This is a genomic window from Enterobacter sp. E20, assembly GCF_000801755.2.
In the GTDB taxonomy this organism is placed as follows: Bacteria; Pseudomonadota; Gammaproteobacteria; order Enterobacterales; family Enterobacteriaceae; genus Enterobacter; species Enterobacter asburiae_B.
Map to the genome: position 1 here is coordinate 391,493 of NZ_CP012999.1, position 25,292 is coordinate 416,784.

The 25,292-nt window shown below is 49.0% G+C and carries 18 protein-coding genes, 1 tRNA gene and 3 rRNA genes; 6 read left to right on the forward strand and 16 right to left on the reverse strand.

Translation table 11 applies throughout. The annotated features are described in order from the left end of the window. Positions 1-18: 18 nt before the first annotated feature. Complete coding sequence (kdgT, locus tag NI40_RS01850; RefSeq protein ID WP_033144443.1) at positions 19-1,011, reverse strand: 2-keto-3-deoxygluconate transporter; 993 nt, start codon at positions 1,009-1,011, stop codon at positions 19-21. Positions 1,012-1,659: 648 nt separating this feature from the next. Here kdgT and proP point away from each other — a divergent pair. Next, positions 1,660-3,162: a glycine betaine/L-proline transporter ProP gene (gene proP, locus NI40_RS01855; protein WP_029740241.1), complete on the forward strand. Its 1,503-nt coding sequence runs from the start codon at positions 1,660-1,662 to the stop codon at positions 3,160-3,162. A gap of 34 nt (positions 3,163-3,196) precedes the next feature. Here the strand turns inward: proP and NI40_RS01860 are convergent, their stop codons facing one another. Beyond that, positions 3,197-4,150 carry a nickel/cobalt transporter gene (locus NI40_RS01860; protein ID WP_039262371.1) on the reverse strand — a complete coding sequence of 318 codons (954 nt, stop codon included), beginning with the start codon at positions 4,148-4,150 and terminating at the stop codon, positions 3,197-3,199. Between the two features lie 496 nt (positions 4,151-4,646). Here NI40_RS01860 and NI40_RS01865 point away from each other — a divergent pair. The 4 genes from NI40_RS01865 to rrf all read left to right on the forward strand — a co-directional run bounded on the left by NI40_RS01865 (position 4,647) and on the right by rrf (position 9,624). Further along, positions 4,647-6,188 (forward strand): 16S ribosomal RNA (locus NI40_RS01865). An 85-nt stretch (positions 6,189-6,273) separates the two neighbouring features. Beyond that, positions 6,274-6,349, forward strand: a tRNA-Glu gene (locus NI40_RS01870). A 183-nt stretch (positions 6,350-6,532) separates the two neighbouring features. Beyond that, positions 6,533-9,437 (forward strand): 23S ribosomal RNA (locus NI40_RS01875). Between the two features lie 71 nt (positions 9,438-9,508). Beyond that, a 5S ribosomal RNA gene (gene rrf / locus NI40_RS01880) occupies positions 9,509-9,624 on the forward strand. Together the 16S, 23S and 5S rRNA genes with 1 tRNA gene alongside form the textbook arrangement of a ribosomal RNA operon. Positions 9,625-10,160: 536 nt before the next feature. On the opposite strand, the gene NI40_RS01885 is transcribed toward rrf, so the two are convergent. From NI40_RS01885 to NI40_RS01945, 14 genes are all read right to left on the reverse strand, one after another. Then, on the reverse strand, positions 10,161-10,499 hold the full coding sequence (locus tag NI40_RS01885) for a 5-fold beta-flower protein (protein WP_020838577.1): 339 nt from the start codon (positions 10,497-10,499) through the stop codon (positions 10,161-10,163). A gap of 221 nt (positions 10,500-10,720) precedes the next feature. Continuing rightward, a complete protein-coding gene (locus NI40_RS01890) occupies positions 10,721-13,837 on the reverse strand; it encodes an HsdR family type I site-specific deoxyribonuclease (RefSeq protein WP_039260971.1) in 3,117 nt (1,038 codons plus the stop codon). Between the two features lie 116 nt (positions 13,838-13,953). Then, complete coding sequence (locus tag NI40_RS01895; RefSeq protein ID WP_039260972.1) at positions 13,954-15,153, reverse strand: restriction endonuclease subunit S; 1,200 nt, start codon at positions 15,151-15,153, stop codon at positions 13,954-13,956. Further along, entirely contained in the window at positions 15,150-16,706 is a 1,557-nt protein-coding gene (locus NI40_RS01900; protein WP_039260974.1) for a type I restriction-modification system subunit M, read from the reverse strand. The genes NI40_RS01895 and NI40_RS01900 overlap by 4 nt, the downstream gene beginning before the upstream one ends. A gap of 189 nt (positions 16,707-16,895) precedes the next feature. Further along, positions 16,896-18,764, reverse strand: coding sequence for a DUF262 domain-containing protein (locus NI40_RS01905; RefSeq protein WP_236918792.1), 1,869 nt, complete (start codon positions 18,762-18,764; stop codon positions 16,896-16,898). A gap of 70 nt (positions 18,765-18,834) precedes the next feature. Further along, the gene (locus tag NI40_RS01910; RefSeq protein WP_039260976.1) at positions 18,835-19,146 is read right to left on the reverse strand and encodes a hypothetical protein; all 312 of its coding nucleotides are present in this window, start codon (positions 19,144-19,146) and stop codon (positions 18,835-18,837) included. A gap of 58 nt (positions 19,147-19,204) precedes the next feature. Then, the gene (locus tag NI40_RS01915) at positions 19,205-19,918 is read right to left on the reverse strand and encodes a helix-turn-helix transcriptional regulator (RefSeq protein ID WP_039260978.1); all 714 of its coding nucleotides are present in this window, start codon (positions 19,916-19,918) and stop codon (positions 19,205-19,207) included. Between the two features lie 102 nt (positions 19,919-20,020). Next, positions 20,021-20,770, reverse strand: a complete 750-nt coding sequence (locus NI40_RS01920; protein ID WP_000257250.1) for a DUF3944 domain-containing protein — start codon at positions 20,768-20,770, stop codon at positions 20,021-20,023. A 142-nt stretch (positions 20,771-20,912) separates the two neighbouring features. Continuing rightward, the gene (locus tag NI40_RS01925; protein WP_225088728.1) at positions 20,913-21,299 is read right to left on the reverse strand and encodes a hypothetical protein; all 387 of its coding nucleotides are present in this window, start codon (positions 21,297-21,299) and stop codon (positions 20,913-20,915) included. A gap of 74 nt (positions 21,300-21,373) precedes the next feature. Next, on the reverse strand, positions 21,374-21,613 hold the full coding sequence (locus NI40_RS24450; protein WP_071884805.1) for a DeoR family transcriptional regulator: 240 nt from the start codon (positions 21,611-21,613) through the stop codon (positions 21,374-21,376). After that, the gene (locus NI40_RS01930) at positions 21,592-22,056 is read right to left on the reverse strand and encodes a lecithin retinol acyltransferase family protein (RefSeq protein WP_039260980.1); all 465 of its coding nucleotides are present in this window, start codon (positions 22,054-22,056) and stop codon (positions 21,592-21,594) included. Before NI40_RS01930 ends, NI40_RS24450 begins: the two co-directional genes overlap by 22 nt. Positions 22,057-22,114: 58 nt before the next feature. Further along, complete coding sequence (locus tag NI40_RS01935) at positions 22,115-22,543, reverse strand: DUF2787 family protein (protein WP_039260982.1); 429 nt, start codon at positions 22,541-22,543, stop codon at positions 22,115-22,117. Positions 22,544-22,590: 47 nt separating this feature from the next. Next, complete coding sequence (locus NI40_RS01940; RefSeq protein WP_052206710.1) at positions 22,591-23,022, reverse strand: hypothetical protein; 432 nt, start codon at positions 23,020-23,022, stop codon at positions 22,591-22,593. Next, a complete protein-coding gene (locus NI40_RS01945; RefSeq protein WP_039260984.1) occupies positions 23,015-23,368 on the reverse strand; it encodes a hypothetical protein in 354 nt (117 codons plus the stop codon). The genes NI40_RS01940 and NI40_RS01945 overlap by 8 nt, the downstream gene beginning before the upstream one ends. A gap of 600 nt (positions 23,369-23,968) precedes the next feature. Here NI40_RS01945 and NI40_RS01950 point away from each other — a divergent pair. Beyond that, entirely contained in the window at positions 23,969-25,288 is a 1,320-nt protein-coding gene (locus tag NI40_RS01950; protein WP_039260985.1) for a tyrosine-type recombinase/integrase, read from the forward strand. Positions 25,289-25,292 lie beyond the last annotated feature (4 nt).

Consider the following 25,292-nt stretch of genomic DNA (forward strand, 5'->3'; position numbering starts at 1 on the left):
AGGGAACGGTGCGGTGTGTTAATGATTCATTTCTATCGGCTTCGGTTCAGGCAGGGTCTCTTGCATATTCCCGTAGCGTTTCGCATACAGCGCCGTGATGATGGGGACCAGAATCGCGGTGACGATCACGCTCGCGGCAACCAGCGCCGTCGCTGAAGCGGCGACCGGTTCGAAGGCCGGGTTAATTTGGGCGATAATCACCGGGTTTGCGACTGCAGCACCGGCGGCTGAAGAGGCGGCGACGCCGGCCGTGCCGTTTCCTCCTCCGATGACGCGGTCGGCAATAATCAGCGGAATACCGGTGATGACGATCACGGCGACACCCAGCACAATGCCCAGCAGGCCGGTATCGAGAATGACCTTCAGGTTGATGGTGTTCCCCAGTGCGAAACCGAAGAACGGGATCAGCACCGGGGTGGCTTTGCTGAAGAAATCACGCAGATCGCGGTCGAGATTGCCAAGGGCGAAACCGACCAGGAAGGGCAGGATCGCGCCGACAAAGTGGTGGGGTTCAAACGAGGCCAGGCCAGCAGACCCCAGGATCAGCATCGTCATCAATGGGCCGGACTCCAGAGACATCAACACAAATGCGCCGGACTCTTCTTTCGTTCCGTACTGGTTCATCAGGCTGGCGTACAATCCGCCGTTGGTCATATCCATCGCCGAGACGATCGCCAGGACCGATAAACCCGCAAAGAACCCAGTCTGAATTCCATTCTCCGGAATGAACATCGCGCATATCATTGCCACCGCCCAGGCTACCGCTATTTTGGTGATCACCAGCGTGCCGGATTTCCGTAATACTGTCCCCGTTGCCCGTAAATTAATGGATGCGCCGATACAAAAAAACCAGACGGCAAGAATGGGAACCGTGCCTGTTATCATGCCTTTTGTGAAACCGCCAAAATAAGCTCCGGTATTGGGAGCAAGGGTATTCAGGATCGCGCCCAGTACCAGCGGAACCAGCATCATGCCGCCGGGTATACGTTCTATCGTGGCTTTAATCTTCATAGACAAACCTCACATCGGATCCCGCAGTACGGGGGATAGGTGTTAAAAATTAGTCAATAAATTCAATTGATTGCTCGTATTGCTTGTGGTGTTTTTTCGAAAGCCCTGCAACAAAATTAAATGCGTGCTCTCAATTAACCTTTTCCTTAAACACGTAAAACGCTGAATTCGGATTTATGATGCGATCATTGGAATATTGATTCAATGAAAATAAAACATCGTTTTAGTTATCTTTATCACATATTCAATGTAAAACTTGAGGCCGGTTCCTGCTGATGAAAATTTATGTAAACCTGATGTGAATTAACGTGGTTTGTTTTTCTGTTACGAAAGAAATAATGACGTGCGGGAGGATGTTCTTTAGGTGGGCTAAGGAAGTACTTATTGGCACTCCTTGACAAAAATTTGCCTGAGTTGACCAGACACGAAAATATGTGTGAAGTTGATCACAAATATAAACGCTGGTAGGGTAAAAAGGTCATTAACTGCCCAGGCAGGCGTCAACAGGTTCGGTTGTATCGACGTAAAACGTCAATGTAAGTAAACCTGCTACGCTTGAATAAGGCGATTCGCATGGAGCGGATCCCATGGTTCACAGAACGCTAACTGAACTGTGAAACAGACAGGGCCGAGTCAACGAGGATAGCTATGCTAAGAAGGAAAAAGATTAAACCCATCACGCTTCGCGACGTCACCATTATTGATGACGCAAAGCTGCGTAAAGCCATTACCGCAGCCTCGCTCGGTAATGCGATGGAATGGTTCGATTTTGGTGTCTACGGCTTTGTGGCCTATGCGTTAGGTAAAGTGTTTTTCCCCGGGGCCGATCCCAGCCTGCAGATGATTGCCGCGCTGGGTACGTTCTCCGTTCCCTTCCTGATTCGCCCGCTGGGTGGTCTGTTCTTCGGTATGCTCGGCGATAAATATGGTCGTCAGAAGATCCTGGCCATCACCATCGTCATTATGTCGATCAGTACATTCTGTATCGGCCTTATACCGTCTTACGCCACCATCGGCATTTGGGCACCGATTCTCCTGCTGATATGTAAGATGGCGCAGGGCTTCTCCGTGGGCGGTGAATATACCGGTGCCTCGATCTTTGTTGCCGAGTATTCCCCGGACCGTAAGCGCGGATTTATGGGGAGCTGGCTGGACTTCGGCTCGATTGCCGGGTTTGTCATGGGTGCAGGCGTAGTCGTGCTGATTTCAACCGTGGTGGGTGAAGATAACTTCCTCGACTGGGGCTGGCGTATCCCGTTCTTCCTGGCATTGCCGCTGGGGATTATTGGTCTTTACCTGCGTCATGCGCTGGAAGAGACGCCTGCTTTCCAGCAGCACGTCGAAAAACTGGAACAGGGTGACCGCGAAGGGCTGCAGGATGGTCCGAAGGTGTCGTTCAAAGAGATTGCCACTAAGCACTGGCGCAGCCTGCTGACCTGTATTGGTCTGGTGATTTCGACCAACGTGACCTACTACATGCTGTTGACCTACATGCCGAGCTATCTGTCGCATAACCTGCACTACTCGGAAGATCACGGTGTGCTGATTATTATCGCCATCATGGTGGGTATGCTGTTTGTCCAGCCGATTATGGGCCTGTTGAGTGACCGTTTTGGTCGTCGACCGTTCATTATCCTGGGAAGCGTTGCGCTGTTTGCTCTGGCAATTCCGGCATTCATTCTGATTAACAGTGATGTGCTGGGGCTGATTTTTGCCGGTCTGCTGATGCTGGCGGTGATCCTTAACTGCTTTATCGGGGTGATGGCCTCCACGTTGCCCGCGATGTTCCCGACGCACATTCGCTACAGCGCGCTGGCCGCGGCCTTTAACATCTCAGTGCTGATTGCTGGTCTGACCCCGACGCTTGCCGCCTCGCTGGTCGAGAGCACGCAGAACCTGATGATGCCGGCTTATTACCTGATGGTGATTGCGGTGATTGGTTTGATTACAGGTCTTACCATGAAGGAGACGGCGAATCGCCCTCTGAAAGGCGCAACGCCTGCGGCGTCTGACATCCAGGAAGCGAAAGAGATCCTGCGCGAGCACTACGATAACGTAGAGCAGAAGATTGAGGATATTGACGCAGAGATTGAAGAGCTGCAGAAAAAACGCTCCCGACTGGTGGACCAGCATCCACGCATCAACGAGTAATAAAGAAAACCCGCCAACGGCGGGTTTTCTTTTATTAACATCCGGCAGCGATGTAGTCGCCATTGGCGCTGACGGGGATCACCGTCAGGAACAGCACCGTCGCAAACAGGATCAGGACTATCCCTCCGGCTATTTTGACTGCCGGTACCAGCCATCTCAATGAGGCGCTTTCTCCGAACCAGTTCACCGTGCGCTCGCGGGCGTAACGTACAGCCAGGGAAAGCCCCACAATAGAAAGTGCGGTGCCCAAAGACATGGTCATGACCGCGGCCACCCCCCAGGTGACAATGCCCAGCGCGTTCGAAAACATCAGAATCATGATCGCCCCGCTGCACGGGCGTGCGCCAATCGCCAGAATCACGCCCAGACGGGTTTTCCAGTCGCCCTGCGTCAGGTCTGTACCTACGCCGTGATGGCCGCAGCCACAGTGTTCATCATGCTGATGAAGCGGCTTGATGGCGGAGATAGTCATTCTGCGCGGGCGCAGGCTCTTCAGCGCCTGGTAAATGGCAAAAGCACCGAATGCGCCAATAAGCACTGCGCTTATCTTTTCCACGTACCAGCGGCTGGTACTGATATCCCCGGAGGCGAGGTTAAACCCTACCGCCAGAATAAAGACAAACAGAATGGCGCTGACGCCCTGCATCAGGCTACCCAGGAAGGGGACGACCCGGGCGGCCAGCTCGCTTTCCTTATTGGTGGTCAGATAGGTCGTCACGATGAACTTTCCGTGTCCGGGGCCAATGGCGTGGAGAACACCATAAAGGAAAGCCCCCGTTAACAGCCATAATCCGCCGCTGTACTGGTGGTTATTAAGCTGCAGCAGATACATCACCAGATAGCGGTGCAGCGTAATTTGCGTGGCGAGACACCACTGGATAAAGGCGTTCCAGTGCGCATGCAGGGTAAAACCCGCAAAGAGGATTGCCAGCAGCAGCAAACCTGCGGTAGGGAGACGCCAGTCGCGGGCGAGGCGTTGTGTGGTCATGAGGGGGGCCTGCACAGAGGAGATTATTTGCCGCTAGTATAGTTGATCTTCCCGCTCAATTCGTAGGATCGCATCGCGATCCGCTCATGATTGTGGATAACTTTGTGCATAAAAGGGTATAAGGCGGGGTTTTGCTGTGGAATGCAGCAGTCAGTCATTTTTCTGACATTTAGCGGTTGCGGCCTGCTGAGAACTCCCTATAATGCGCCTCCATCGACACGGCGGATGTGAATCACTTCACAAACAACCCGGTCGGTTGAAGAGAAAAATTCTGAAATAACGGGTTGACTCTGAAAGAGGAAAGCGTAATATACGCCACCTCGCAACGGTGAGCTTAACGCCGCGTTGCAACTGCTCTTTAACAATTTATCAGACAATCTGTGTGGGCACTCAAAGTGACATGGATTCTTAATGTCTTCGGACAATAAATGAATACCAAGTCTCTGAGTGAACATACGTAATTCATTACGAAGTTTAATTCACGAGCATCAAACTTAAATTGAAGAGTTTGATCATGGCTCAGATTGAACGCTGGCGGCAGGCCTAACACATGCAAGTCGAGCGGCAGCGGAAAGTAGCTTGCTACTTTGCCGGCGAGCGGCGGACGGGTGAGTAATGTCTGGGAAACTGCCTGATGGAGGGGGATAACTACTGGAAACGGTAGCTAATACCGCATAACGTCGCAAGACCAAAGAGGGGGACCTTCGGGCCTCTTGCCATCAGATGTGCCCAGATGGGATTAGCTAGTAGGTGGGGTAACGGCTCACCTAGGCGACGATCCCTAGCTGGTCTGAGAGGATGACCAGCCACACTGGAACTGAGACACGGTCCAGACTCCTACGGGAGGCAGCAGTGGGGAATATTGCACAATGGGCGCAAGCCTGATGCAGCCATGCCGCGTGTATGAAGAAGGCCTTCGGGTTGTAAAGTACTTTCAGCGGGGAGGAAGGTGTTGAGGTTAATAACCTCAGCAATTGACGTTACCCGCAGAAGAAGCACCGGCTAACTCCGTGCCAGCAGCCGCGGTAATACGGAGGGTGCAAGCGTTAATCGGAATTACTGGGCGTAAAGCGCACGCAGGCGGTCTGTCAAGTCGGATGTGAAATCCCCGGGCTCAACCTGGGAACTGCATTCGAAACTGGCAGGCTAGAGTCTTGTAGAGGGGGGTAGAATTCCAGGTGTAGCGGTGAAATGCGTAGAGATCTGGAGGAATACCGGTGGCGAAGGCGGCCCCCTGGACAAAGACTGACGCTCAGGTGCGAAAGCGTGGGGAGCAAACAGGATTAGATACCCTGGTAGTCCACGCCGTAAACGATGTCGACTTGGAGGTTGTGCCCTTGAGGCGTGGCTTCCGGAGCTAACGCGTTAAGTCGACCGCCTGGGGAGTACGGCCGCAAGGTTAAAACTCAAATGAATTGACGGGGGCCCGCACAAGCGGTGGAGCATGTGGTTTAATTCGATGCAACGCGAAGAACCTTACCTACTCTTGACATCCAGAGAACTTTCCAGAGATGGATTGGTGCCTTCGGGAACTCTGAGACAGGTGCTGCATGGCTGTCGTCAGCTCGTGTTGTGAAATGTTGGGTTAAGTCCCGCAACGAGCGCAACCCTTATCCTTTGTTGCCAGCGGTTAGGCCGGGAACTCAAAGGAGACTGCCAGTGATAAACTGGAGGAAGGTGGGGATGACGTCAAGTCATCATGGCCCTTACGAGTAGGGCTACACACGTGCTACAATGGCGCATACAAAGAGAAGCGACCTCGCGAGAGCAAGCGGACCTCATAAAGTGCGTCGTAGTCCGGATTGGAGTCTGCAACTCGACTCCATGAAGTCGGAATCGCTAGTAATCGTAGATCAGAATGCTACGGTGAATACGTTCCCGGGCCTTGTACACACCGCCCGTCACACCATGGGAGTGGGTTGCAAAAGAAGTAGGTAGCTTAACCTTCGGGAGGGCGCTTACCACTTTGTGATTCATGACTGGGGTGAAGTCGTAACAAGGTAACCGTAGGGGAACCTGCGGTTGGATCACCTCCTTACCTTAAAGAACCTGCCTTTGTAGTGCTCACACAGATTGTCTGATGAAAAGTAAATAGCAAGGCGTCTTGCGATTGAGACTTACACGTCCCCTTCGTCTAGAGGCCCAGGACACCGCCCTTTCACGGCGGTAACAGGGGTTCGAATCCCCTAGGGGACGCCACTTGCTGGTTCGTGAGTGAAAGTCACCTGCCGTCATATCTCAAAACTCATCTTCGGGTGACGTTTGAGATATTTGCTCTTTAAAAATCTGGATCAAGCTGAAAATTGAAACGACACATCTTTAATGGTGTGTTCGAGTCTCTCAAATTTTCGCAATCAGAAGTGAAACATCTTCGGGTTGTGAGGTTAAGCGACTAAGCGTACACGGTGGATGCCCTGGCAGTCAGAGGCGATGAAGGACGTGCTAATCTGCGAAAAGCGCCGGCGAGGTGATATGAACCTTTGACCCGGCGATGTCCGAATGGGGAAACCCAGTGCAATTCGTTGCACTATCGTTAACTGAATACATAGGTTAACGAGGCGAACCGGGGGAACTGAAACATCTAAGTACCCCGAGGAAAAGAAATCAACCGAGATTCCCCCAGTAGCGGCGAGCGAACGGGGAGCAGCCCAGAGTCTGAATCAGCTTGTGTGTTAGTGGAAGCGTCTGGAAAGTCGCACGGTACAGGGTGACAGTCCCGTACACGAAAGCACACAGGTTGTGAACTCGAAGAGTAGGGCGGGACACGTGGTATCCTGTCTGAATATGGGGGGACCATCCTCCAAGGCTAAATACTCCTGACTGACCGATAGTGAACCAGTACCGTGAGGGAAAGGCGAAAAGAACCCCGGCGAGGGGAGTGAAAAAGAACCTGAAACCGTGTACGTACAAGCAGTGGGAGCACCCTAGTGGTGTGACTGCGTACCTTTTGTATAATGGGTCAGCGACTTATATTCTGTAGCAAGGTTAACCGTATAGGGGAGCCGAAGGGAAACCGAGTCTTAACTGGGCGTTAAGTTGCAGGGTATAGACCCGAAACCCGGTGATCTAGCCATGGGCAGGTTGAAGGTTGGGTAACACTAACTGGAGGACCGAACCGACTAATGTTGAAAAATTAGCGGATGACTTGTGGCTGGGGGTGAAAGGCCAATCAAACCGGGAGATAGCTGGTTCTCCCCGAAAGCTATTTAGGTAGCGCCTCGTGAACTCATCTTCGGGGGTAGAGCACTGTTTCGGCTAGGGGGCCATCCCGGCTTACCAACCCGATGCAAACTACGAATACCGAAGAATGTTATCACGGGAGACACACGGCGGGTGCTAACGTCCGTCGTGAAGAGGGAAACAACCCAGACCGCCAGCTAAGGTCCCAAAGTCATGGTTAAGTGGGAAACGATGTGGGAAGGCACAGACAGCCAGGATGTTGGCTTAGAAGCAGCCATCATTTAAAGAAAGCGTAATAGCTCACTGGTCGAGTCGGCCTGCGCGGAAGATGTAACGGGGCTAAACCATGCACCGAAGCTGCGGCAGCGACACTTAGGTGTTGTTGGGTAGGGGAGCGTTCTGTAAGCCGTTGAAGGTGTGCTGTGAGGCATGCTGGAGGTATCAGAAGTGCGAATGCTGACATAAGTAACGATAAAGCGGGTGAAAAGCCCGCTCGCCGGAAGACCAAGGGTTCCTGTCCAACGTTAATCGGGGCAGGGTGAGTCGACCCCTAAGGCGAGGCCGAAAGGCGTAGTCGATGGGAAACAGGTTAATATTCCTGTACTTGGTGTTACTGCGAAGGGGGGACGGAGAAGGCTATGTTAGCCGGGCGACGGTTGTCCCGGTTTAAGCATGTAGGCGGAGGTTCCAGGTAAATCCGGTACCTTTTAACGCTGAGGTGTGATGACGAGGCACTACGGTGCTGAAGTAACAAATGCCCTGCTTCCAGGAAAAGCCTCTAAGCATCAGGTAACATCAAATCGTACCCCAAACCGACACAGGTGGTCAGGTAGAGAATACCAAGGCGCTTGAGAGAACTCGGGTGAAGGAACTAGGCAAAATGGTGCCGTAACTTCGGGAGAAGGCACGCTGATATGTAGGTGAAGCCCCTGCGGGTGGAGCTGAAATCAGTCGAAGATACCAGCTGGCTGCAACTGTTTATTAAAAACACAGCACTGTGCAAACACGAAAGTGGACGTATACGGTGTGACGCCTGCCCGGTGCCGGAAGGTTAATTGATGGGGTTAGCGGCAACGCGAAGCTCTTGATCGAAGCCCCGGTAAACGGCGGCCGTAACTATAACGGTCCTAAGGTAGCGAAATTCCTTGTCGGGTAAGTTCCGACCTGCACGAATGGCGTAATGATGGCCAGGCTGTCTCCACCCGAGACTCAGTGAAATTGAACTCGCTGTGAAGATGCAGTGTACCCGCGGCAAGACGGAAAGACCCCGTGAACCTTTACTATAGCTTGACACTGAACACTGGTCCTTGATGTGTAGGATAGGTGGGAGGCTTTGAAGCGTGGACGCCAGTCTGCGTGGAGCCAACCTTGAAATACCACCCTTTAATGGCTGGTGTTCTAACGTAGACCCGTGATCCGGGTTGCGGACAGTGTCTGGTGGGTAGTTTGACTGGGGCGGTCTCCTCCCAAAGAGTAACGGAGGAGCACGAAGGTTAGCTAATCCTGGTCGGACATCAGGAGGTTAGTGCAATGGCATAAGCTAGCTTGACTGCGAGAGTGACGGCTCGAGCAGGTGCGAAAGCAGGTCATAGTGATCCGGTGGTTCTGAATGGAAGGGCCATCGCTCAACGGATAAAAGGTACTCCGGGGATAACAGGCTGATACCGCCCAAGAGTTCATATCGACGGCGGTGTTTGGCACCTCGATGTCGGCTCATCACATCCTGGGGCTGAAGTAGGTCCCAAGGGTATGGCTGTTCGCCATTTAAAGTGGTACGCGAGCTGGGTTTAGAACGTCGTGAGACAGTTCGGTCCCTATCTGCCGTGGGCGCTGGAGAATTGAGGGGGGCTGCTCCTAGTACGAGAGGACCGGAGTGGACGCATCACTGGTGTTCGGGTTGTCATGCCAATGGCACTGCCCGGTAGCTAAATGCGGAAAAGATAAGTGCTGAAAGCATCTAAGCACGAAACTTGCCCCGAGATGAGTTCTCCCTGACCCTTTAAGGGTCCTGAAGGAACGTTGAAGACTACGACGTTGATAGGTCGGGTGTGTAAGCGCAGCGATGCGTTGAGCTAACCGATACTAATGAACCGTGAGGCTTAACCTTACAACGCCGAAGCTGTTTCGGCGGATGAGACAGACACGATTTTCAGCCTGATACAGATTAAACAGAATTTGCCTGGCGGCTTTAGCGCGGTGGTCCCACCTGACCCCATGCCGAACTCAGAAGTGAAACGCCGTAGCGCCGATGGTAGTGTGGGGTCTCCCCATGTGAGAGTAGGGAACTGCCAGGCATCAATTAGAAGAACCCCGTACCGTAAGGTGCGGGGTTTTTTGCTTTGTGCCCGGGAAAACATGCCGGATGGCGGCTTCGCCTTATCCGGCCTACAAAATTCACAGGCCCGACAAGCGGATCCCACGGCAAAGAGAAATAAGAATACAAAGAAGGGATGTATAAACGCAGAAAAGCAAAAACCCAGCCATAGGCTGGGTTCTTTAAATAGTGGTGCCCGGACTCGGAATCGAACCAAGGACACGGGGATTTTCAATCCCTTTAAAAGAGCCCAAACGATCCATCAGCACTAACAGTTTTTTACTGGTTTACCTTGAGAAAAATGTTTAAGTTTGGTTCTTCATGACTTAAGTATTGCTTAAATACGGCGTTTCGAAGCTACCAGAATCCTACCATTATGAGCCTATACCCATAGAAGAGAAATTATCTCCCGTTCTCGCGATTCAATGACTAAAAATCAGACGGTGCAGGCTTTTAGATACTGATATTATATCTTTTGGGTAAAGTATTAATCTCTGTTGAGATAGGCTCTTAGCCCTAAAATAGCCGAGCAGCAAACGCCAAAACAACAATACTGACATTACCATTAACTGTCGCGATGGTTCTGAGTCGATCGTCTTTAAGTGTTTTACCATCAAATGTTGCGATGGTGCGGAGTCGATCGTCTTTCAGGGTCTTGCCATCAAAGGTAGCGATGGTGCGGAGTCGGTCGTCTTTCAGGGTTTTACCGTCAAAAGTTGAGATGGTTCTGAGCCGGTCGTCTTTCAGGGTTTTACCGTCAAACGTTGCGATGGTCCTGAGTCGGTCGTCTTTCAGGGTTTTACCGTCAAAGGTAGCGATGGTACGGAGTCGATCGTCTTTTATAGTTACGCTCATAAGCATTCTCCTGTGATACGTCCGTTCAGCACTTTACCATCAAAAATCAAGCACTGGTTTCTGTAAGTTCTGGACGCTAATTGTCTGAATCAGCGTTTAAAACTCATCCAGTTAGCATTAACATTAACCAGCGCCTCATCGATCATAACAGGTCTGATGCAGGTGAAAAGATACAATCTTACCTATAAATTACGGTAGCGCATTGTTCTTTTATCTGACATCTAGAGGTGTCCTCCAACCCCTTTAAATTTTTCGATAAATGCCCCAATTTTCTGGAATACAGTCTGCTTTTTCGTTTTGTACTGAGGATTCAGCGGACTGAGCTTTGGTAGCGTCTCATTTAGCTCCGTCCCATTTTCGGTGGCATACTCCCGTTTTAGTGATGTGCGGATATAGCGCCTTGCAGCCTCTTCATTGAGGTTTTCTTCCTTAATCAACGCCTCTGCTTCCCGTTGCTGTTCACGCTGAGCATAGGTAAAGAATGCATCAATGATACTGGCCTTGTCCGGCATGTCATCAAGGTTAGTTTGCTGAATAAAGTCAACAATCAGACCTTCTTTGGCACGGTTGCCCAGACTTGAGCGGATTAAGCGTCTGACCTCTTCAGTCAGGGCTTCTTTACCTTTTTTCTGACGATTGTGGTCGAAAATCAGACCAAGGATGTAGTCCAGGTTAATCTCCTGCGACTTAAGCAGGTCAATTTCAAACACCACGTCATCCCAGTCTGTGGTTGATGTATCCCTGTCGTTTGCTGCTTTTTCGCGTCGCTGCCAGTCCCGGATATCATTGTATGCTGAGCGATAGTCCTGAACTTTACGTTCGGCAGGGAGGCGAATGGTTTGTAATTCAGCAAATTTTTCATCATCCACATAGTGCTCTGCTTTAAAGGTTTCTACCGCTTCCGGGTCACTAATATCAACCTTCTGCAGGGCTTTCAGCGTGGCAAATTCATCATAGTTTTGAAGGATGTTTTCTGCCCGCAGATATTCACCAAACAGTTTGACGAAGGCTTTTTTCTCTTTTTCACTATCGATACTGGCAGGGTCAGGGAAGCGCTGCTCCAGCTCCGAAACAACAGCCATAAAACCTCGTTTAGCCTCACCGGTTGCCGCATCGGTAAAGCCCTGCATGTACTCTTCGTAGCTTTTTTCCAGCACCACATTCTTGGTGTTTTTGTCGCCGAAAAGTGTGATGGCATCAATGGTCGGACGCTCCAGGTCCCTGAAAGTCACGATATTGCCGAAGGTTTTGGTTGCATCATAGATACGGTTGGTGCGTGAGAATGCCTGCATCAGACCGTGATAACGCAGGTTTTTGTCAACGAACAGAGTATTGAGAGTCGGAGCATCAAAGCCAGTCAAGAACATTCCCACCACGATGAGAAGGTCAATATCCTGATTTTTCACTCGTTGAGCTAAATCGCGGTAGTAGTTCTGGAAACCGTTACTGTCGGTGCTGAAATTGGTTTTAAAGTGATTGTTATAGTCATCAATGGCTGAATCCAGGAATTCCTTTGCGCTGCTGTTCATTGCACTGGTATCAAAACTTTCGTCGGTAATATCACCAATGGCGCTTTGCTCTTCATTAGCAGCAAAAGAGAAGATGGTTGCCACCCGAAGACGTTTATAGCTGCCAGATTTCTTCTCAGCTTCTTCCTGTAGCATTTTAAATGTCGTGTAATAAGCTTTTGCCGCGTCCACGCTGCTCACTGCTAACATGGCATTGAAGCCTTTTGCTCCCGGGAAGGTACGATGCGTTTTCTGGCGGAAGTTATTGAGAATGTATTGCGTTATTTCCTGGATACGCAGTGGGTGCAGAAAGGCCTGCTGGTTTTCAGCCGCGCTGAGTTTTTTCTCGTCTGTTTCCGTTTCAAGGGACTTAAACTGTGGGCGGACATCGTTATAGTCCACCTTAAACTTCAGTACTTTTTCATCACGAATCGCATCAGTAATTACGTAAGAATGTAATTCACGCCCGAAGACGCTGGCGGTGGTTTCTGCCCCCAGAGCATTTTCCGGGAAAATAGGCGTACCGGTAAAACCAAACTGATAAAAGCGCCTGAATTTCTTTTTGAGGTTTTTCTGGGCCTCACCAAACTGGCTGCGGTGACACTCATCAAAGATAAACACCACCTGCTGCTGATAGACGGGCAGGTCAGCTTCGGCTTTCATCAGGTTATTGAGTTTCTGAATAGTTGTGACGATAATTTTGTTATCGTCCTTATCCAGGTTTCTTCTGAGGCCTGCTGTATTATCCGAACCATTGACACTGTCCGGAGAGAAGCGCTGATACTCCTTCATGGTCTGGTAATCGAGGTCTTTCCTGTCGACCACGAAGAAGACTTTATCGATAAAGTCCAGCTCAGTAGCCAGACGTGCGGCCTTAAAGCTGGTCAGGGTTTTTCCTGACCCTGTGGTATGCCAGATAAATCCACCGCTTTCGGGTTTTGACCAGTTCTTCGCTTTAAAAGAGCTGTTGATTTTCCAGAGAATGCGCTCGGTGGCGGCAATCTGATAGGGGCGCATGACGAGCAGCGTCTGGCTGCTGTCAAACACGCTGTAATTAAACAGAACATTCAGCAGAGTATGCTTCTGGAAGAAAGTGGCGGTAAAGTCCTTCAGGTCCTTAATCAGAGTGTTATCCGACTTTGCCCAGTTCATGGTGAAATCAAAGCTATTTTTATCCCGTTTAGTGGTACTGGCAAAGTACCGGGTATCAGTCCCGTTGGAAATCACGAAGAGTTGCAGGTATTTAAACAGGGAGTTATCGCTGTTAAAGCTTTCCTTGCTGTAACGGTGTATCTGGTTAAAGGCTTCACGAATCGCCACGCCGCGCTTTTTGAGTTCGATTTGCACCAGTGGCAGGCCGTTGACCAGAATCGTAACATCATAACGGTTAGCGTGTGAGCCGGTCTGTTCAAACTGCTGAATGACCTGCACCTTATTGCGCAGCAGGTTCTTTTTATCTATCAGATAGATGTTTTCCAGACGACCATCATCAAACGTAAAATCACAGATATAGTCGATATGGATTTTACGGGTTTTGTCCAGGCTGCTGTCACTGGGGCTGTCGAGATACTGCTCTGCGAAACGCCGCCATTCACTTTCGTTAAACACCACACCATTAAGACGCTGAAGCTGGTCCCGCACATTCGCCAGTATCGCTGTCGGTGACTTAACGGAGATAAACTCATAACCCTGATTAAGAAGGTCCTGAATCAGCTCCCGCTCAAGGTCCGATTCGCTCTGGTAGCTGTCACCGGTATCCATAACTTTTGTGTATTTATCAAGGACGATAAAGTTATTGGATTCAGCAATGGTGTGTGTCTGTTGTGTCATGGTGCATCCTGTGCGTCATCTGGCAAAGTCCGGAAGGGTATCAGAAGCATCTTCCGGCATTCATAAAACCTGATACCGGGCGGGTGAAAACATACCCTACCGGTATCAATGGCCTGTCAGTTGCTGGCGGCTTCTGGTTTCGGGAAGCTGAACAGTAAATCACGATAGTGCTCGTACTGTTTCTGGCGCAGCTCGATTTCACGAGGAAGGCCTTCGTTGATGGAGTTTGTTAGCGCATCAAATTTGTCCAGAATAGAAACTATCCGCTCTTTATCTTCAGGTGAAGGATTTGGAATACGTATGCTCTCTAAATTTTTCTTATTTAGTTTTGGTTGCGCTGCTCCGGAAATATAGGGGGATAAATCAATGCTATTCAGATAGTACTCCACGTACCTTCGTTCTGCATAGGAATCGAATTTAATCACATGTGCATGATTGTTTACCCAAGATTTACCACTGATACTAAATGCTATAGGCGTATTGCGGGCTAACAAATTTGCGCCATCTTCAGAAATCAGTAAAAAATCACCATCAAAAATGTAATCTTTAACATAATCGACAATTCCAGAAGCGCCATAATAAGGAATACTTCCGGCTTCCCTCAGACCGCTGGTAATGGGTTTCCTTTTCGAATCCAGATTTTCCCCTAGATCTCCCAGCATCTTCCACTCAACTTCATCCTCATCAAAACTCAGCAACTGGTCGCGATAGTAGTTGTACTGTTTTTTTCGCATGTTAAGCTCAGCTGTAAGCTCAGCTGTAAGCTCAGCTGTAAGTGCAGTAAACTTATCCAGAATCCGGACGATTTCAGACTGGATGGCAAGAGACTTTTCTGGGTTGGATGGGCAGGGAATGGGAACTTGAAAATCCAGAATAGCGGACTTACTGCCCCGAGGCATTTTTGCACCTTTGGCATGTTGCATGTTGTAAGAGAAAAATGAATTCGACGACAACAGATAGTACAGATATTCTGAACAAATACGCTTTCTATAGTCCTCAGCAATACAAACGGCTAGAACATCACCACTACACCCACCAGAATTGGTAGCCAGCCATACTTTCTTTAGGTATGGACGGATGTTCCCAAGAAGAATATCTCCTTGTTTGTACCCTGTTAAACGAGTTGTATTGGGTAGATAGCTTGCATCAATACGGCCCCCTTTATCAGCAACTAGATTATCAACACCTGTGAACGACGTTGCATCAAGTTTATCCGCATCAATTCTTGTCGTTGAGTACTCAGCAATATCCCCCAGCGCCCTCCACTCAACCTCGGCCCCATCCAGCAGCTTTTCCAGATATCTCAGTTCGCTCATGCCTTCGCCTCTCTGCCTTCGATTTCTGCCACAATCGCATCAATATCCTGACGCAACTGGTCGATTTTGCTGACGGTAGTTTTCAGCTGAGCATTCAGTTCGGTGATATCAACTATTTCACGGGTATCTTTCGCTTCGACATAGCTGCTGACAGACAGGTTGTAGTCATTGGCGGCAACGGCCTCAAGCGGCACCGTTTTCGCCAGATGGTCAGTGTCTGCCTTGCTGTCGAATACTTGCATAACCTGTTTAATGTGCGCATCAGTCAGGATATTGTTATTGGTTTCTTTCTTAAACAACCCGCTGGCGTCAATAAACTGAACGCGGGTATCTGTTTTGTGCTTGGACAGCACCAGAATGTTAACGGCAATGGTGGTGCCAAAGAACAGGTTTGGAGCGAGTGAAATCACAGTTTCAACATAATTGTTGTCGACCAGGTACTGGCGGATTTTCTGCTCTGCACCGCCACGGTAGAAAATACCGGGGAAGCAGACTATTGCTGCACGCCCTTTAGCAGACAGGTAGTTCAGCGCATGTAGTACAAATGCAAAGTCAGCTTTTGATTTCGGGGCCAGTACGCCAGCAGGAGCAAAGCGCTCATCGTTAATCAGGGTCGGATCATCACTACCAATCCACTTAACCGAGTACGGTGGGTTAGAAACGATCGCATCAAACGGTTTTTCATCGCCAAAGTGAGGCTCAGTCAGGGTATTCCCCAGTCTGATATCAAATTTGTCGTAGTTGATGTTGTGCAGGAACATGTTCATACGCGCCAGGTTAAAGGTTGTATGATTTATCTCCTGACCATAAAAACCTTCTTCAATGATATGGTTATCAAAATGCTTTTTGGCCTGAAGCAGAAGAGAGCCAGAGCCTGCAGCCGGGTCGTAGATTTTATTGACGTGGGTCTGCCCGTGCATTGCCAGTTGCGCAATCAGCTTAGAGACATGCTGTGGAGTGAAGAACTCCCCGCCCGATTTACCTGCATTCGCCGCATAGTTAGAAATAAGGAATTCATAGGCATCACCAAACAGGTCAATCTGATGCTCGTTAAAATTCCCCAGCTTCAGCCCTTCAACGCCTTTCAGAACGGCGGCAAGACGGCTGTTTTTGTCTTTAACTGTGTTACCCAGACGATTGCTGGTTGTATCGAAATCGGCAAACAGGCCTTTGATGTCAGCCTCGGACGGATAGCCGTAGGCAGAGCTTTCTATAGCGACGAAGATACTGTTTAAATCAGCATTCAGCCTGTCGTTGGTGTTCGCTTTAGCGGCAACGTTGCAGAACAGCTGGCTCGGGTAGATGAAATAGCCTTTAGTCCTGATGGCATCATCTTTGATGTCATCGGTAATGATGCTGTCATCAAGTGCTGCATAATGTATGCTCTCATCCCCTGCTTCCATGTAGCTGGAAAAATTCTCACTGATGAAGCGATAGAAAAGTGCACCGAGTACATACTGTTTAAAATCCCATCCGTCTACGGAGCCTCTGACATCATTGGCAATGGCCCAGATTTGACGGTGTAGCTCGGCACGCTGCTGAAGGCTTGTCATTTTGTATCCTGTTGTATGATTCTTAAGTACTGTTATTGGCCCGATTTTATCGCAATTTCATATGGATGACAGGCTTTGTTGACCACTACAGTTTGCCCGGTTGTGTAGGCAGCGCTCTTTCAGTCAGGCCAGTAGAAACGGTGTGCTGACGATAAATACTGAAGCCCCAATACCATCGGGGCTGAACGTTCAGTCGGTGAGAATTTCTTCATCCGTATCCATTGTGGATGGTGATGAATCTATTTTTGTTGTAAGAAACACTCGATTCAGAAGTCTTTGCTTCAGAGCGCTTCTCCGCTCATTGTAGAAATACGGGAAGCGACTGAACTCAATATTGTCATCTGAAACTAACAGCATTGATGGCGTATAGTTGTTTGATGAATGAGATAGCCATTGTTTCAGGGAAGTATCCTGTTTACTTACATTCTGAGAGTGATTCAGTAAATGAAGATTCGGTATGGTGTCCCAGTGTTCCGGGTTTTCATAAAAGCTGAGGTTCTCCGGTGAATTCGCAATATAATCTAATTTTTCAAGATGTTTCTTTGAAAAATGATTTCTTGGGTGAAGGTGATCAATATGAAACACCTCGGTCGGATTCATTTCAGGGAACAGAAGATGCAATAGTGCTCGGCAACGACCTTCGCCATATCTGATATTGAGAAGGCTTTCGATGTATTCGTCGTCAAATCTGAGGTCCTTATTCGAGCCTTTATATCTGTCAATAATCTTCTCAAGAGGAAAATGAACATCTGAAAGACTATTTTTCATTACATCTCTGATGCTCGTGAGTAGCGCATCGGCCTGGCTTCCAAAGATCCCTTTCAGAAGTACCATGTAAAACCACTGGCTAATTACTGAGCGTTCATTGTGGTTTTTATTCAGGAGATTAATCGTTGTATATAATGGATGTCCACTGGTTTGCTTTTTGTAAAGCCAGTAGGCCACAGGAATGACTGCATTTTTAGATATCAAAGACTGTGGATTGATGCCGAATCGCCTGATAAGAATAAAAGTCTCCTTGATACAGGATTTTATTTCAGACCATTGTTGTTGTATCTTACCGACCTCCTCTGAAGTGAAGTTTTTTACTTTGAACCGGACGTCAGAGTCAATAAGCATCAGGCTGGTTTTTAAGAACCAGTCTCTTTCAATATAAAACCCCATTTCATTATTCTGATAAATGTTTTTTGTCAGTTCATCCAGTTCTCTTCTGAAATCCCCCTGCCAGTGTGCTACCGCTATTGACATCAGTAAGTCGGAGAACTCAAGTTTTGTCCCCCCGCTGTTCGTGCGGATGAAAACATCCAGCACATGATCAATGTCCTGACTGCTCTCATTGAAGTAGTGGATAAGATTCTCAGTTCTTATCTTGGTATAAAGTTTAAGCAGAGTTTTTCTGGAAAATTCACTGGAAATGAGTCCTCTTTTTTCGAGTTCTGGTACGACAACGTTAAATAAAATATCATCCGGAGAATCATGTTGCTCGTATTTGAATATTTCGTGCAGGCAGAACCAGTGATGTTTGTTGTCTGTAAGTGAATCAGCGTATTGCTTGTCGGTGAGGAACCTGAAGTTGTACTTCATCATGAGTTCGTCGTCTGACTTAAATGGCGCTGTTAAATCGACGTAAAGCTTTCTGGGTGGCAGGATGCGATCATCCTGTGCCGAAGGCCACCACATCCGGGGCTGTTTATACGCATACGTTCCACACAATCCAATATATAATGATGTGAGACGCTGCTGACCATCAATCACGGCCTTGAAATCATGAAACCCAGCATTTGTTGCTACGCAGGGGTTTTCTTCATTAAATCGCTGACAGTATTCTTTCAGGAATTCATAGAATTTGTAATCATTTTTAATACTGGCACTACGGATATCCCACATCATGAAAGAGTTTATCGGGTAGTCTCGCATGATGGAATCAAACAGCAAACATATCTGACTGCTGCTCCAGACGAACTTCCTCTGAATTGCAGGCAGAAGATAGTGGCGTAAATTAATTGAATCTATCGCTTGTTTTATCGTTATTGCTTTTTCATACTGGCCAGCCATCATAAACCTCATATGTTATATTAGCTGGCCTATTTTAATTTATTGCGTGTCGGTAGTACAGTCTTTGCACAAACTAATTTATGCAATGGAAAAGCTGACGGCTCGGTTTGTGTTTTTCATTCGGGTAGACTCGCATTGCGGATGCACAAAGTGATGAAACCTGTCTTGCTATATTTTTACCGAAGTTAACAAGAAGGCCGTGCTTTATTTTTTCACCCTCTGCCCTGATGCTGATGATAAAGCTGAACTGATATACGATTACCTCAACGAGGTAATTGCCAAATGTTATGATGGCGGCGTTGTTTATTTCATGTTCATAATTCCTCAGGTCAGTGTTAAGTCTTGCTGTTGCATCTACAAGTGCATATTCTTTATCGATAATCATAACTTTCTCACTTATCATGTTAATGTGATTTAATCATCACTAATAATATGTTGTGATTTTAATTACGATTATTCGTCTGTTTACTCCCGTAATGCATTATCTGATGAATAATGTTCATGTGGGGTAAGGCTTCCATAAAGTCAGACTGTTCAATCAGCGAAATGAGTGTGTTATCGATCTCAAACGTTGTATCCGGTAATACCTCAACCAGCCTGATTCGGGACAGGGAAATAACGAACACGCCCGATGACGTACATCCGGCAAGAAACCACTCCGCATGACTGCAAAGCAGACGGTAGGGATGAACGGTATGGCTGACGTTTTCGTCGGTTCTGATACGCACCTGGGTCTGGTTAAGTATGGCGAGCGTCAGTCTGCTGAAATCACCGAAAAGGGTGGGTTTCTGGCGCGGCTCCGGTAGCATAATCCTGTATGGCGAGGGACGTTCCCCGTCAAGCAGAAGGCTCAGCAGTTTGGCGTCCATCGCGGGTAACAGACGGTCAAGATGCAGCAACCTCGCCAGTATCTTCATATCCCGTTCCGTGCGGCGACGAAAGTAATGTGAGGCAAGCTGATACACGCCGTTGCTCTGTTCAATATCAAGGTACGTCAGACGGACGTTGAAATCCCGTCGCAGCGTTCGCGTCGTCACTCCAAATTCTTCTGCCAGCGTCCCGATATGCAGCTTTTCACCCTGAAACAAACGGCTCAGGATGATGGAAAGGCGGGTTGCCAGTCTGTCATGTTCGTTTTCTTGTGTTATCAGCGTCATACATCATTTCCGAATTTAGCCGGGAAATAATGCCAGCAGTAGCGGACAGGATTTGTCCGCCTTCTGAAGTTTTTTAAAGTCTGAATACCTTAAATGTAAGTGCTAAACGTCAGTATTCTCAGGTGAATAAAGATGCTTCTGGCGCATGTAGGCAATAAAAATGCAGGATGGTAGCGTCACCCGGTATGCGGGACCGGCTAAATCAATCAGCAGCCAGAGAGAACTGAGCACCCAGCCCACGGGACCGGCAAAAGCGCCCATGGTACGCGTCAGCATGGCATTTCCTGCAACGGTCAGCCCTCTGCCTAACAGGGCTTTCGCCACACCATTTGTGACAACAAGTGCCATCTGATAGGCCGCAAACCCGGATGTTTTTATCCCCGCCTGGATTGCCATGGTCAGCAACTCCGGCGTGGGGTTGCTGTAGCCTGTCTGCAATTCTTCCGCCACGGTCTTTAGCTGGTCAGGCGTCATCTTCTCAAGACTTTTCTCCAGGATCTTCATCAGCAGATTCATTTCAATGGTTTCAACACTGGATTTGTTGTTGTAGTTCACCTTCATTTTATCGCAGGCATCGGTGAGAATTTCCCGGTACAGCACCCCTTTACCCCAGCGGAGCAGCGTGGCAAAGCTGTTCGCCCCAAACGTCTGAACCTCGGCGGCAATGGCATCCCAGTAGCGCGGGTGGTTGGGCTTGTGTTTTTTATACTGAGGATCATAGGTCAGCGTTTCCGTGATGCGTGCCAGTCCGTCTTTCGGATCGCAGATAAGCACAGAAACCAGTAAATCCAGATCGTCACGATGGCAGTGGCGTAGAAACTCAAGGTCGGGGTCGTGTCGGTAGGTAGCCATATTTCACCTCATTGCAGATATTGGACCTGACAGTTTAAGGAAGCCACCGGACAGGGTTTGTCCGCCTGAAAACAAAAAAGTAAAAAAAAACCTGCCCGAAAGCAGGTTTCTGTTCACCGGATAGAGGTATAACGCGTCGGGATTACTTTCCGCGCCATTCCTTTTCCACTTTATCCGCAAAAGCATCGCACTGCCGGGCATATTCCGGGTTATACAGAAGCTCCGACTGCGAAAGTTGCATGGCGGTCATGCTGCCGTTACGGGCATTTGATTCGAGCCAGGTTCTGCCATAGGTCTTGTTCATCACCTGAAGTACCCTGTTGAATACCGGTCCGTTGAAGCGGGCATTGAGATTAACGCCTTTTACCTGAAGGCCGCTGTCACTGGTCTGGGTCAGGCGGGTGGAGTACATCGCGCAGAAGGTCGAGTTGGTTATCATCTGAGCGTCAGCCTGCTCGTCGGCGAACGCGCTGTGGCTGAAGGCGGAAAGCAGAATTGCGGCGGTTAACAGTTTTAAAATTTTCATCATGTTCCCTTATGGATTGAAAAGCGGAGACAGCCTGCCATACGGAGCGGTCAGGAGATGACCGGCAGAGAAAAAAGTCAGGGTTTCAGCGAGGGAGCCAGTCGCCAGCGGTGAGGTCCAGCAGATTCCAGCACAAAGGCCAGTTGAGCGAGGTCCCGTCTTGCGGTCCGGGGAGATACGTCAAACTGCCGGGTGATGTAGCGAACAGATATTGTCTGACCGTAAAACAGCACCATGGTCAGCCGGATAAGCCGTTCTCCCTGTCCGGTGACACGTTGCCTGCAACGGCTGGCTTTCATCGTTGCCATACGCGCCATCGGTCCCCTTTCTGAAAAGAATCGAGATGTCTGGCAAGCCAGATATCAGGGCACGAATCGCCGGTAACGCAGCGGGCAGTAAACCGGTGGCAGTTAAAGTCGAGCAGGCTGTAGGGATAGTGCTGACCCAATGCCGCCTTTGCCCGTTCAGCGGCCCGCGCACAACCCTGAGGCGTCAAATCCATACAGTCGGTATACACCGAGATAGCGGAGTTCCAGCCATCGAGCCGGTCAAGAAACCCTTTAGCCTTACTTTTGATAACGGTTCCATCTCCATCAAGATGAACAATATCGCCGTTACCTACATAGATACCGCTGTGTGCGGCAAGGCCAAAAAGCAGTTCGCACTGCACGATACCACCGTAAGCCGGTTCATCGACGCAGGAGAGAATGCAGTTATCGATAAATGAATCCACGAAGTTCAGCAGCAGAAGCCGGTACATAACATTCAGTTCCTTACTACGGGGGAGAGGGGGGATGCGGGGGAAACGTTGTGAACACTCAGCTTTCCCACAACGTACGGACCGTGAAAACCCCCATATCGTGGTAAGCCATAAAGTTACTTTCCCACAGCGACCAGAACTCACGGGCGTCGACATGAGAGATATCGCCACAACGGGAAAGCCACGTGTACTGATGCGTCCAGCTCACATCGACATCTTTTTCAAGCTCAGGCCATGGATGCCCTGCATAGTGAAAATCGGTGACGTAATCGAGCTGCCAGTCTTCTCCGGCAGGGATGAGGCGTATTTCGACCGGATGCCAGCCGCCCTTTTCCGGTGAGTATTCAGGGTCACGGAAGTTAATGGTTAATCCGGTGATGGGGTGACGATGAGGCGGTTTTTGCGCAACGATACCCAGAAGCAGTTGGGTGAACGACCGGGAGAGCGGCAGCACATAGCCGCCCTGCAATATAGCGGGTGATGACATAGTGAATTTCCTTTTTAAGGGGTATGGAACACAGAAAAAGCGGGGGATTAGTCCTGGCTGATTGCGGCAAGCTGCGTCAGACGGTGCTGCCAGTCGGTGTAGCAGCGGTGCATAAAGAGTCTGCTGCTGTCCGCTTCGATAAGGCAGATATCCGGACTTCTGAGTACGGCGGCAAGAAACCCGGCGTTGTTGGTGCTGCCCTGACCAAATAGTGGTCGAAACACACGCGACGGAAAGCTGTCCTGCTGCTGTTCCAGAATGGCGTGAATCGCATCAAGCGTTATCCATTCACGGGAGAACAGGCCCCCTTCGCCATTGGCGGTTAAACGCAGGGCAAGGCTGCCGGTATCACCCTCCTTACCCAGCTCATACGTCAGCAGTCCCTTACTGTGGGGGCTGATTTTCTCGGCGTCCCCACTGTAGAACACGGTATAGCTTTCGATGACGGTAGCTTCGGTAGCGATTTTTTTCTTACTCATGGTTCAGCGCCTCAATCAGGTTCTGGAGTTGAGTGATAACAGTCGAGTCCGGGAACACCAGATAGATACCCTGTCCGTTATCACAGACGATACCGAGAAGCAGATACCAGCCATCATCAAGTGCGGTGACGTATTCCGGGTTAGCCAGTGCGACTGCCAGCAGCGGGTCTTCGGGGAGCGTGTCATCGTGGTTGAGATGCCAGAGCAGGGTTCCCGTTTCGTTCCAGAAATCGGTAAACAGGTCGATATCATCGACGGGGCCGAGGATTTCATTGCTGAGGGACGCCAGTGCGGAGGCGGGCAGATTGAGAAGGGGAAGACTGGTGGGGGTCGTGAGTTTAAACATGATTATCTCCATAATGAATTGATTTACATGGAAATAATATGTGCATAAAAAGAGGTTTTTTACGGTCATGGTCGTTGGTGTGGGTGAGCTTTGTGAATGTACAAAATCAAAGCACCCGCAGGCGTGAAATGTGACGAGTGTCACAATAATAAAAAATGAATAGAGTGTGGTTTTGATTGTGGAAAGGTTGATTCACCCTTAAGTTGGGCTGCATATTGTCAAAACCATTACTTTAATCTATTGATTTAAAAAGTATTAATTTTAAATACCTTATGAGGTCGTTTTTCAGGCGAAAATCGGTGAGGTGTATCACCATTTTCTTATTTCAGAGCCTCAAAAGTTGACTTACTTTGGGCGACGCATCCGGAACACAATTTTTTTATATGGTTTAACGCTATTTTCACTTTTCCCTGAGCAGGAGTACTCCTGATGAATCATCATGGTCTTTCTGACTTGAGTATTAAATGTCAATGGGCATGTAAGAGCTGATTTTTCATGGGCTTGAAAGTGATGTCACGAATAAATAAGCTTATCCCATTGTTGGCCGACATATTAACTTACTCATTATCATCTGAATTTTCAGAGGACCATGTACATATTATGGATGTTAATTACCCTTTAAATAAAATAACGCAAGCGCTGGATGAAAAGAGCATCGCTGCTGCTCATAAAAATTCCTTCAATGTAGATGCGGAGATTCATGGATATTCCGACCAAGGAGTATCTAATGCTATAGAATATTCAGAGGTTGCACCTAAAAATACTGGAGGTGTTTTTACTAAAGCCTTTCTTGATGAATATAAAATCCGTGCAGTACAAACTGGCCGGACTATCGAAGCCAGCGATACAAAATGTACCGGGCTTAAGGCTATATTCCACTCATCCGGACGCATTAAGTTTATTGTCCGCAAAAGTATTCGCGGAAAAAATGTTTACGTTTCCGTAGGAAGTTACCCTGAATTTTCCATTAATAACGCAAGGGAGCATGCCTTTAAAATAATTCAGGAGCTTAAGGCTTCCGTTGAAACTTATGGTGAGCGTTTTCTTACTCACAGTAAAATGACGTTTAATGAGCTTGTGGATGAGTATGAGAAAAGCGTACTCAGCACGGGCGTTAAGCGTTCAGCTAACACCGATCTTTCTAAGATCCGTAAATACCTGCGCCCTCTTCTCGGTGCCAAAAAGCTGGCAGGTATGACGGAGGCAGATATTCTGAGCTATCTGCATAATCTCGATCTCAAGCCTGCCACCCGCAACCGCCATCTGGCGCTCATTAAAGCGGTGTTTACCAGGGCTATACGCATGGGATACATCAGCCGCTCTCCGGCGCTTTATATCAAAGCGCTGCCTGAAGTGACGTCAGATCGCCGTGCCATGGATGACTCCCAGCTTCAGCGCTGGGTGGACGTATGTGAGCGCTGGCGTAATGGTAAACCCGATCATGAAGCCCTTGCTCTGCTCATGTTCCTTGCCCTGACGGGGCTGCGTCTGGGGGAAACCCGTCATCTTCGTCTTGAGGATGTGGACTGGATCCGGAAGGTTATCACCCTTCGCCATACCAAAAACGGCAAACTCCGCCGTGTACCGGTATGTGATAAGGCTTTCGTTCTTCTGACAGAACAGCGTCAGCATCTGGGTGATGAAGGCTGGGTATTTCCGGGCAAGGGGACCGATAATCCGGTTTCTGAGCCGCGTCGCCTGCAAAAACGGCTTTGTGAGGCTGCGGGTATTCCACCGTTCACCATCCATGAGATGCGCCATACCTTTGCGACAAAGCTCATTGAGAGCGGGGCCGACATTCACACCGTCAAAGACTTACTGGGCCACAGCACTATCAAAGTGACGGAGCTTTACTTGCACGCTTCTCCGGCGCGTTACCACGAAGCTGTTAACCGGGCGATGAATGTTTTTCCGGCCTAAACAG

What these genes read in the sequence shown, in the direction of transcription:
- kdgT (WP_033144443.1), bottom strand. Translation starts at nt 1,011, where the DNA reads ATGAAGATTAAAGCCACGATAGAACGTATACCCGGCGGCATGATGCTG.
- proP (WP_029740241.1), top strand. Translation starts at nt 1,660, where the DNA reads ATGCTAAGAAGGAAAAAGATTAAACCCATCACGCTTCGCGACGTCACC.
- NI40_RS01860 (WP_039262371.1), bottom strand. Translation starts at nt 4,150, where the DNA reads ATGACCACACAACGCCTCGCCCGCGACTGGCGTCTCCCTACCGCAGGT.
- NI40_RS01885 (WP_020838577.1), bottom strand. Translation starts at nt 10,499, where the DNA reads ATGAGCGTAACTATAAAAGACGATCGACTCCGTACCATCGCTACCTTT.
- NI40_RS01890 (WP_039260971.1), bottom strand. Translation starts at nt 13,837, where the DNA reads ATGACACAACAGACACACACCATTGCTGAATCCAATAACTTTATCGTC.
- NI40_RS01895 (WP_039260972.1), bottom strand. Translation starts at nt 15,153, where the DNA reads ATGAGCGAACTGAGATATCTGGAAAAGCTGCTGGATGGGGCCGAGGTT.
- NI40_RS01900 (WP_039260974.1), bottom strand. Translation starts at nt 16,706, where the DNA reads ATGACAAGCCTTCAGCAGCGTGCCGAGCTACACCGTCAAATCTGGGCC.
- NI40_RS01905 (WP_236918792.1), bottom strand. Translation starts at nt 18,764, where the DNA reads ATGATGGCTGGCCAGTATGAAAAAGCAATAACGATAAAACAAGCGATA.
- NI40_RS01910 (WP_039260976.1), bottom strand. Translation starts at nt 19,146, where the DNA reads ATGATTATCGATAAAGAATATGCACTTGTAGATGCAACAGCAAGACTT.
- NI40_RS01915 (WP_039260978.1), bottom strand. Translation starts at nt 19,918, where the DNA reads ATGACGCTGATAACACAAGAAAACGAACATGACAGACTGGCAACCCGC.
- NI40_RS01920 (WP_000257250.1), bottom strand. Translation starts at nt 20,770, where the DNA reads ATGGCTACCTACCGACACGACCCCGACCTTGAGTTTCTACGCCACTGC.
- NI40_RS01925 (WP_225088728.1), bottom strand. Translation starts at nt 21,299, where the DNA reads ATGATGAAAATTTTAAAACTGTTAACCGCCGCAATTCTGCTTTCCGCC.
- NI40_RS24450 (WP_071884805.1), bottom strand. Translation starts at nt 21,613, where the DNA reads ATGGCGCGTATGGCAACGATGAAAGCCAGCCGTTGCAGGCAACGTGTC.
- NI40_RS01930 (WP_039260980.1), bottom strand. Translation starts at nt 22,056, where the DNA reads ATGTACCGGCTTCTGCTGCTGAACTTCGTGGATTCATTTATCGATAAC.
- NI40_RS01935 (WP_039260982.1), bottom strand. Translation starts at nt 22,543, where the DNA reads ATGTCATCACCCGCTATATTGCAGGGCGGCTATGTGCTGCCGCTCTCC.
- NI40_RS01940 (WP_052206710.1), bottom strand. Translation starts at nt 23,022, where the DNA reads ATGAGTAAGAAAAAAATCGCTACCGAAGCTACCGTCATCGAAAGCTAT.
- NI40_RS01945 (WP_039260984.1), bottom strand. Translation starts at nt 23,368, where the DNA reads ATGTTTAAACTCACGACCCCCACCAGTCTTCCCCTTCTCAATCTGCCC.
- NI40_RS01950 (WP_039260985.1), top strand. Translation starts at nt 23,969, where the DNA reads ATGGATGTTAATTACCCTTTAAATAAAATAACGCAAGCGCTGGATGAA.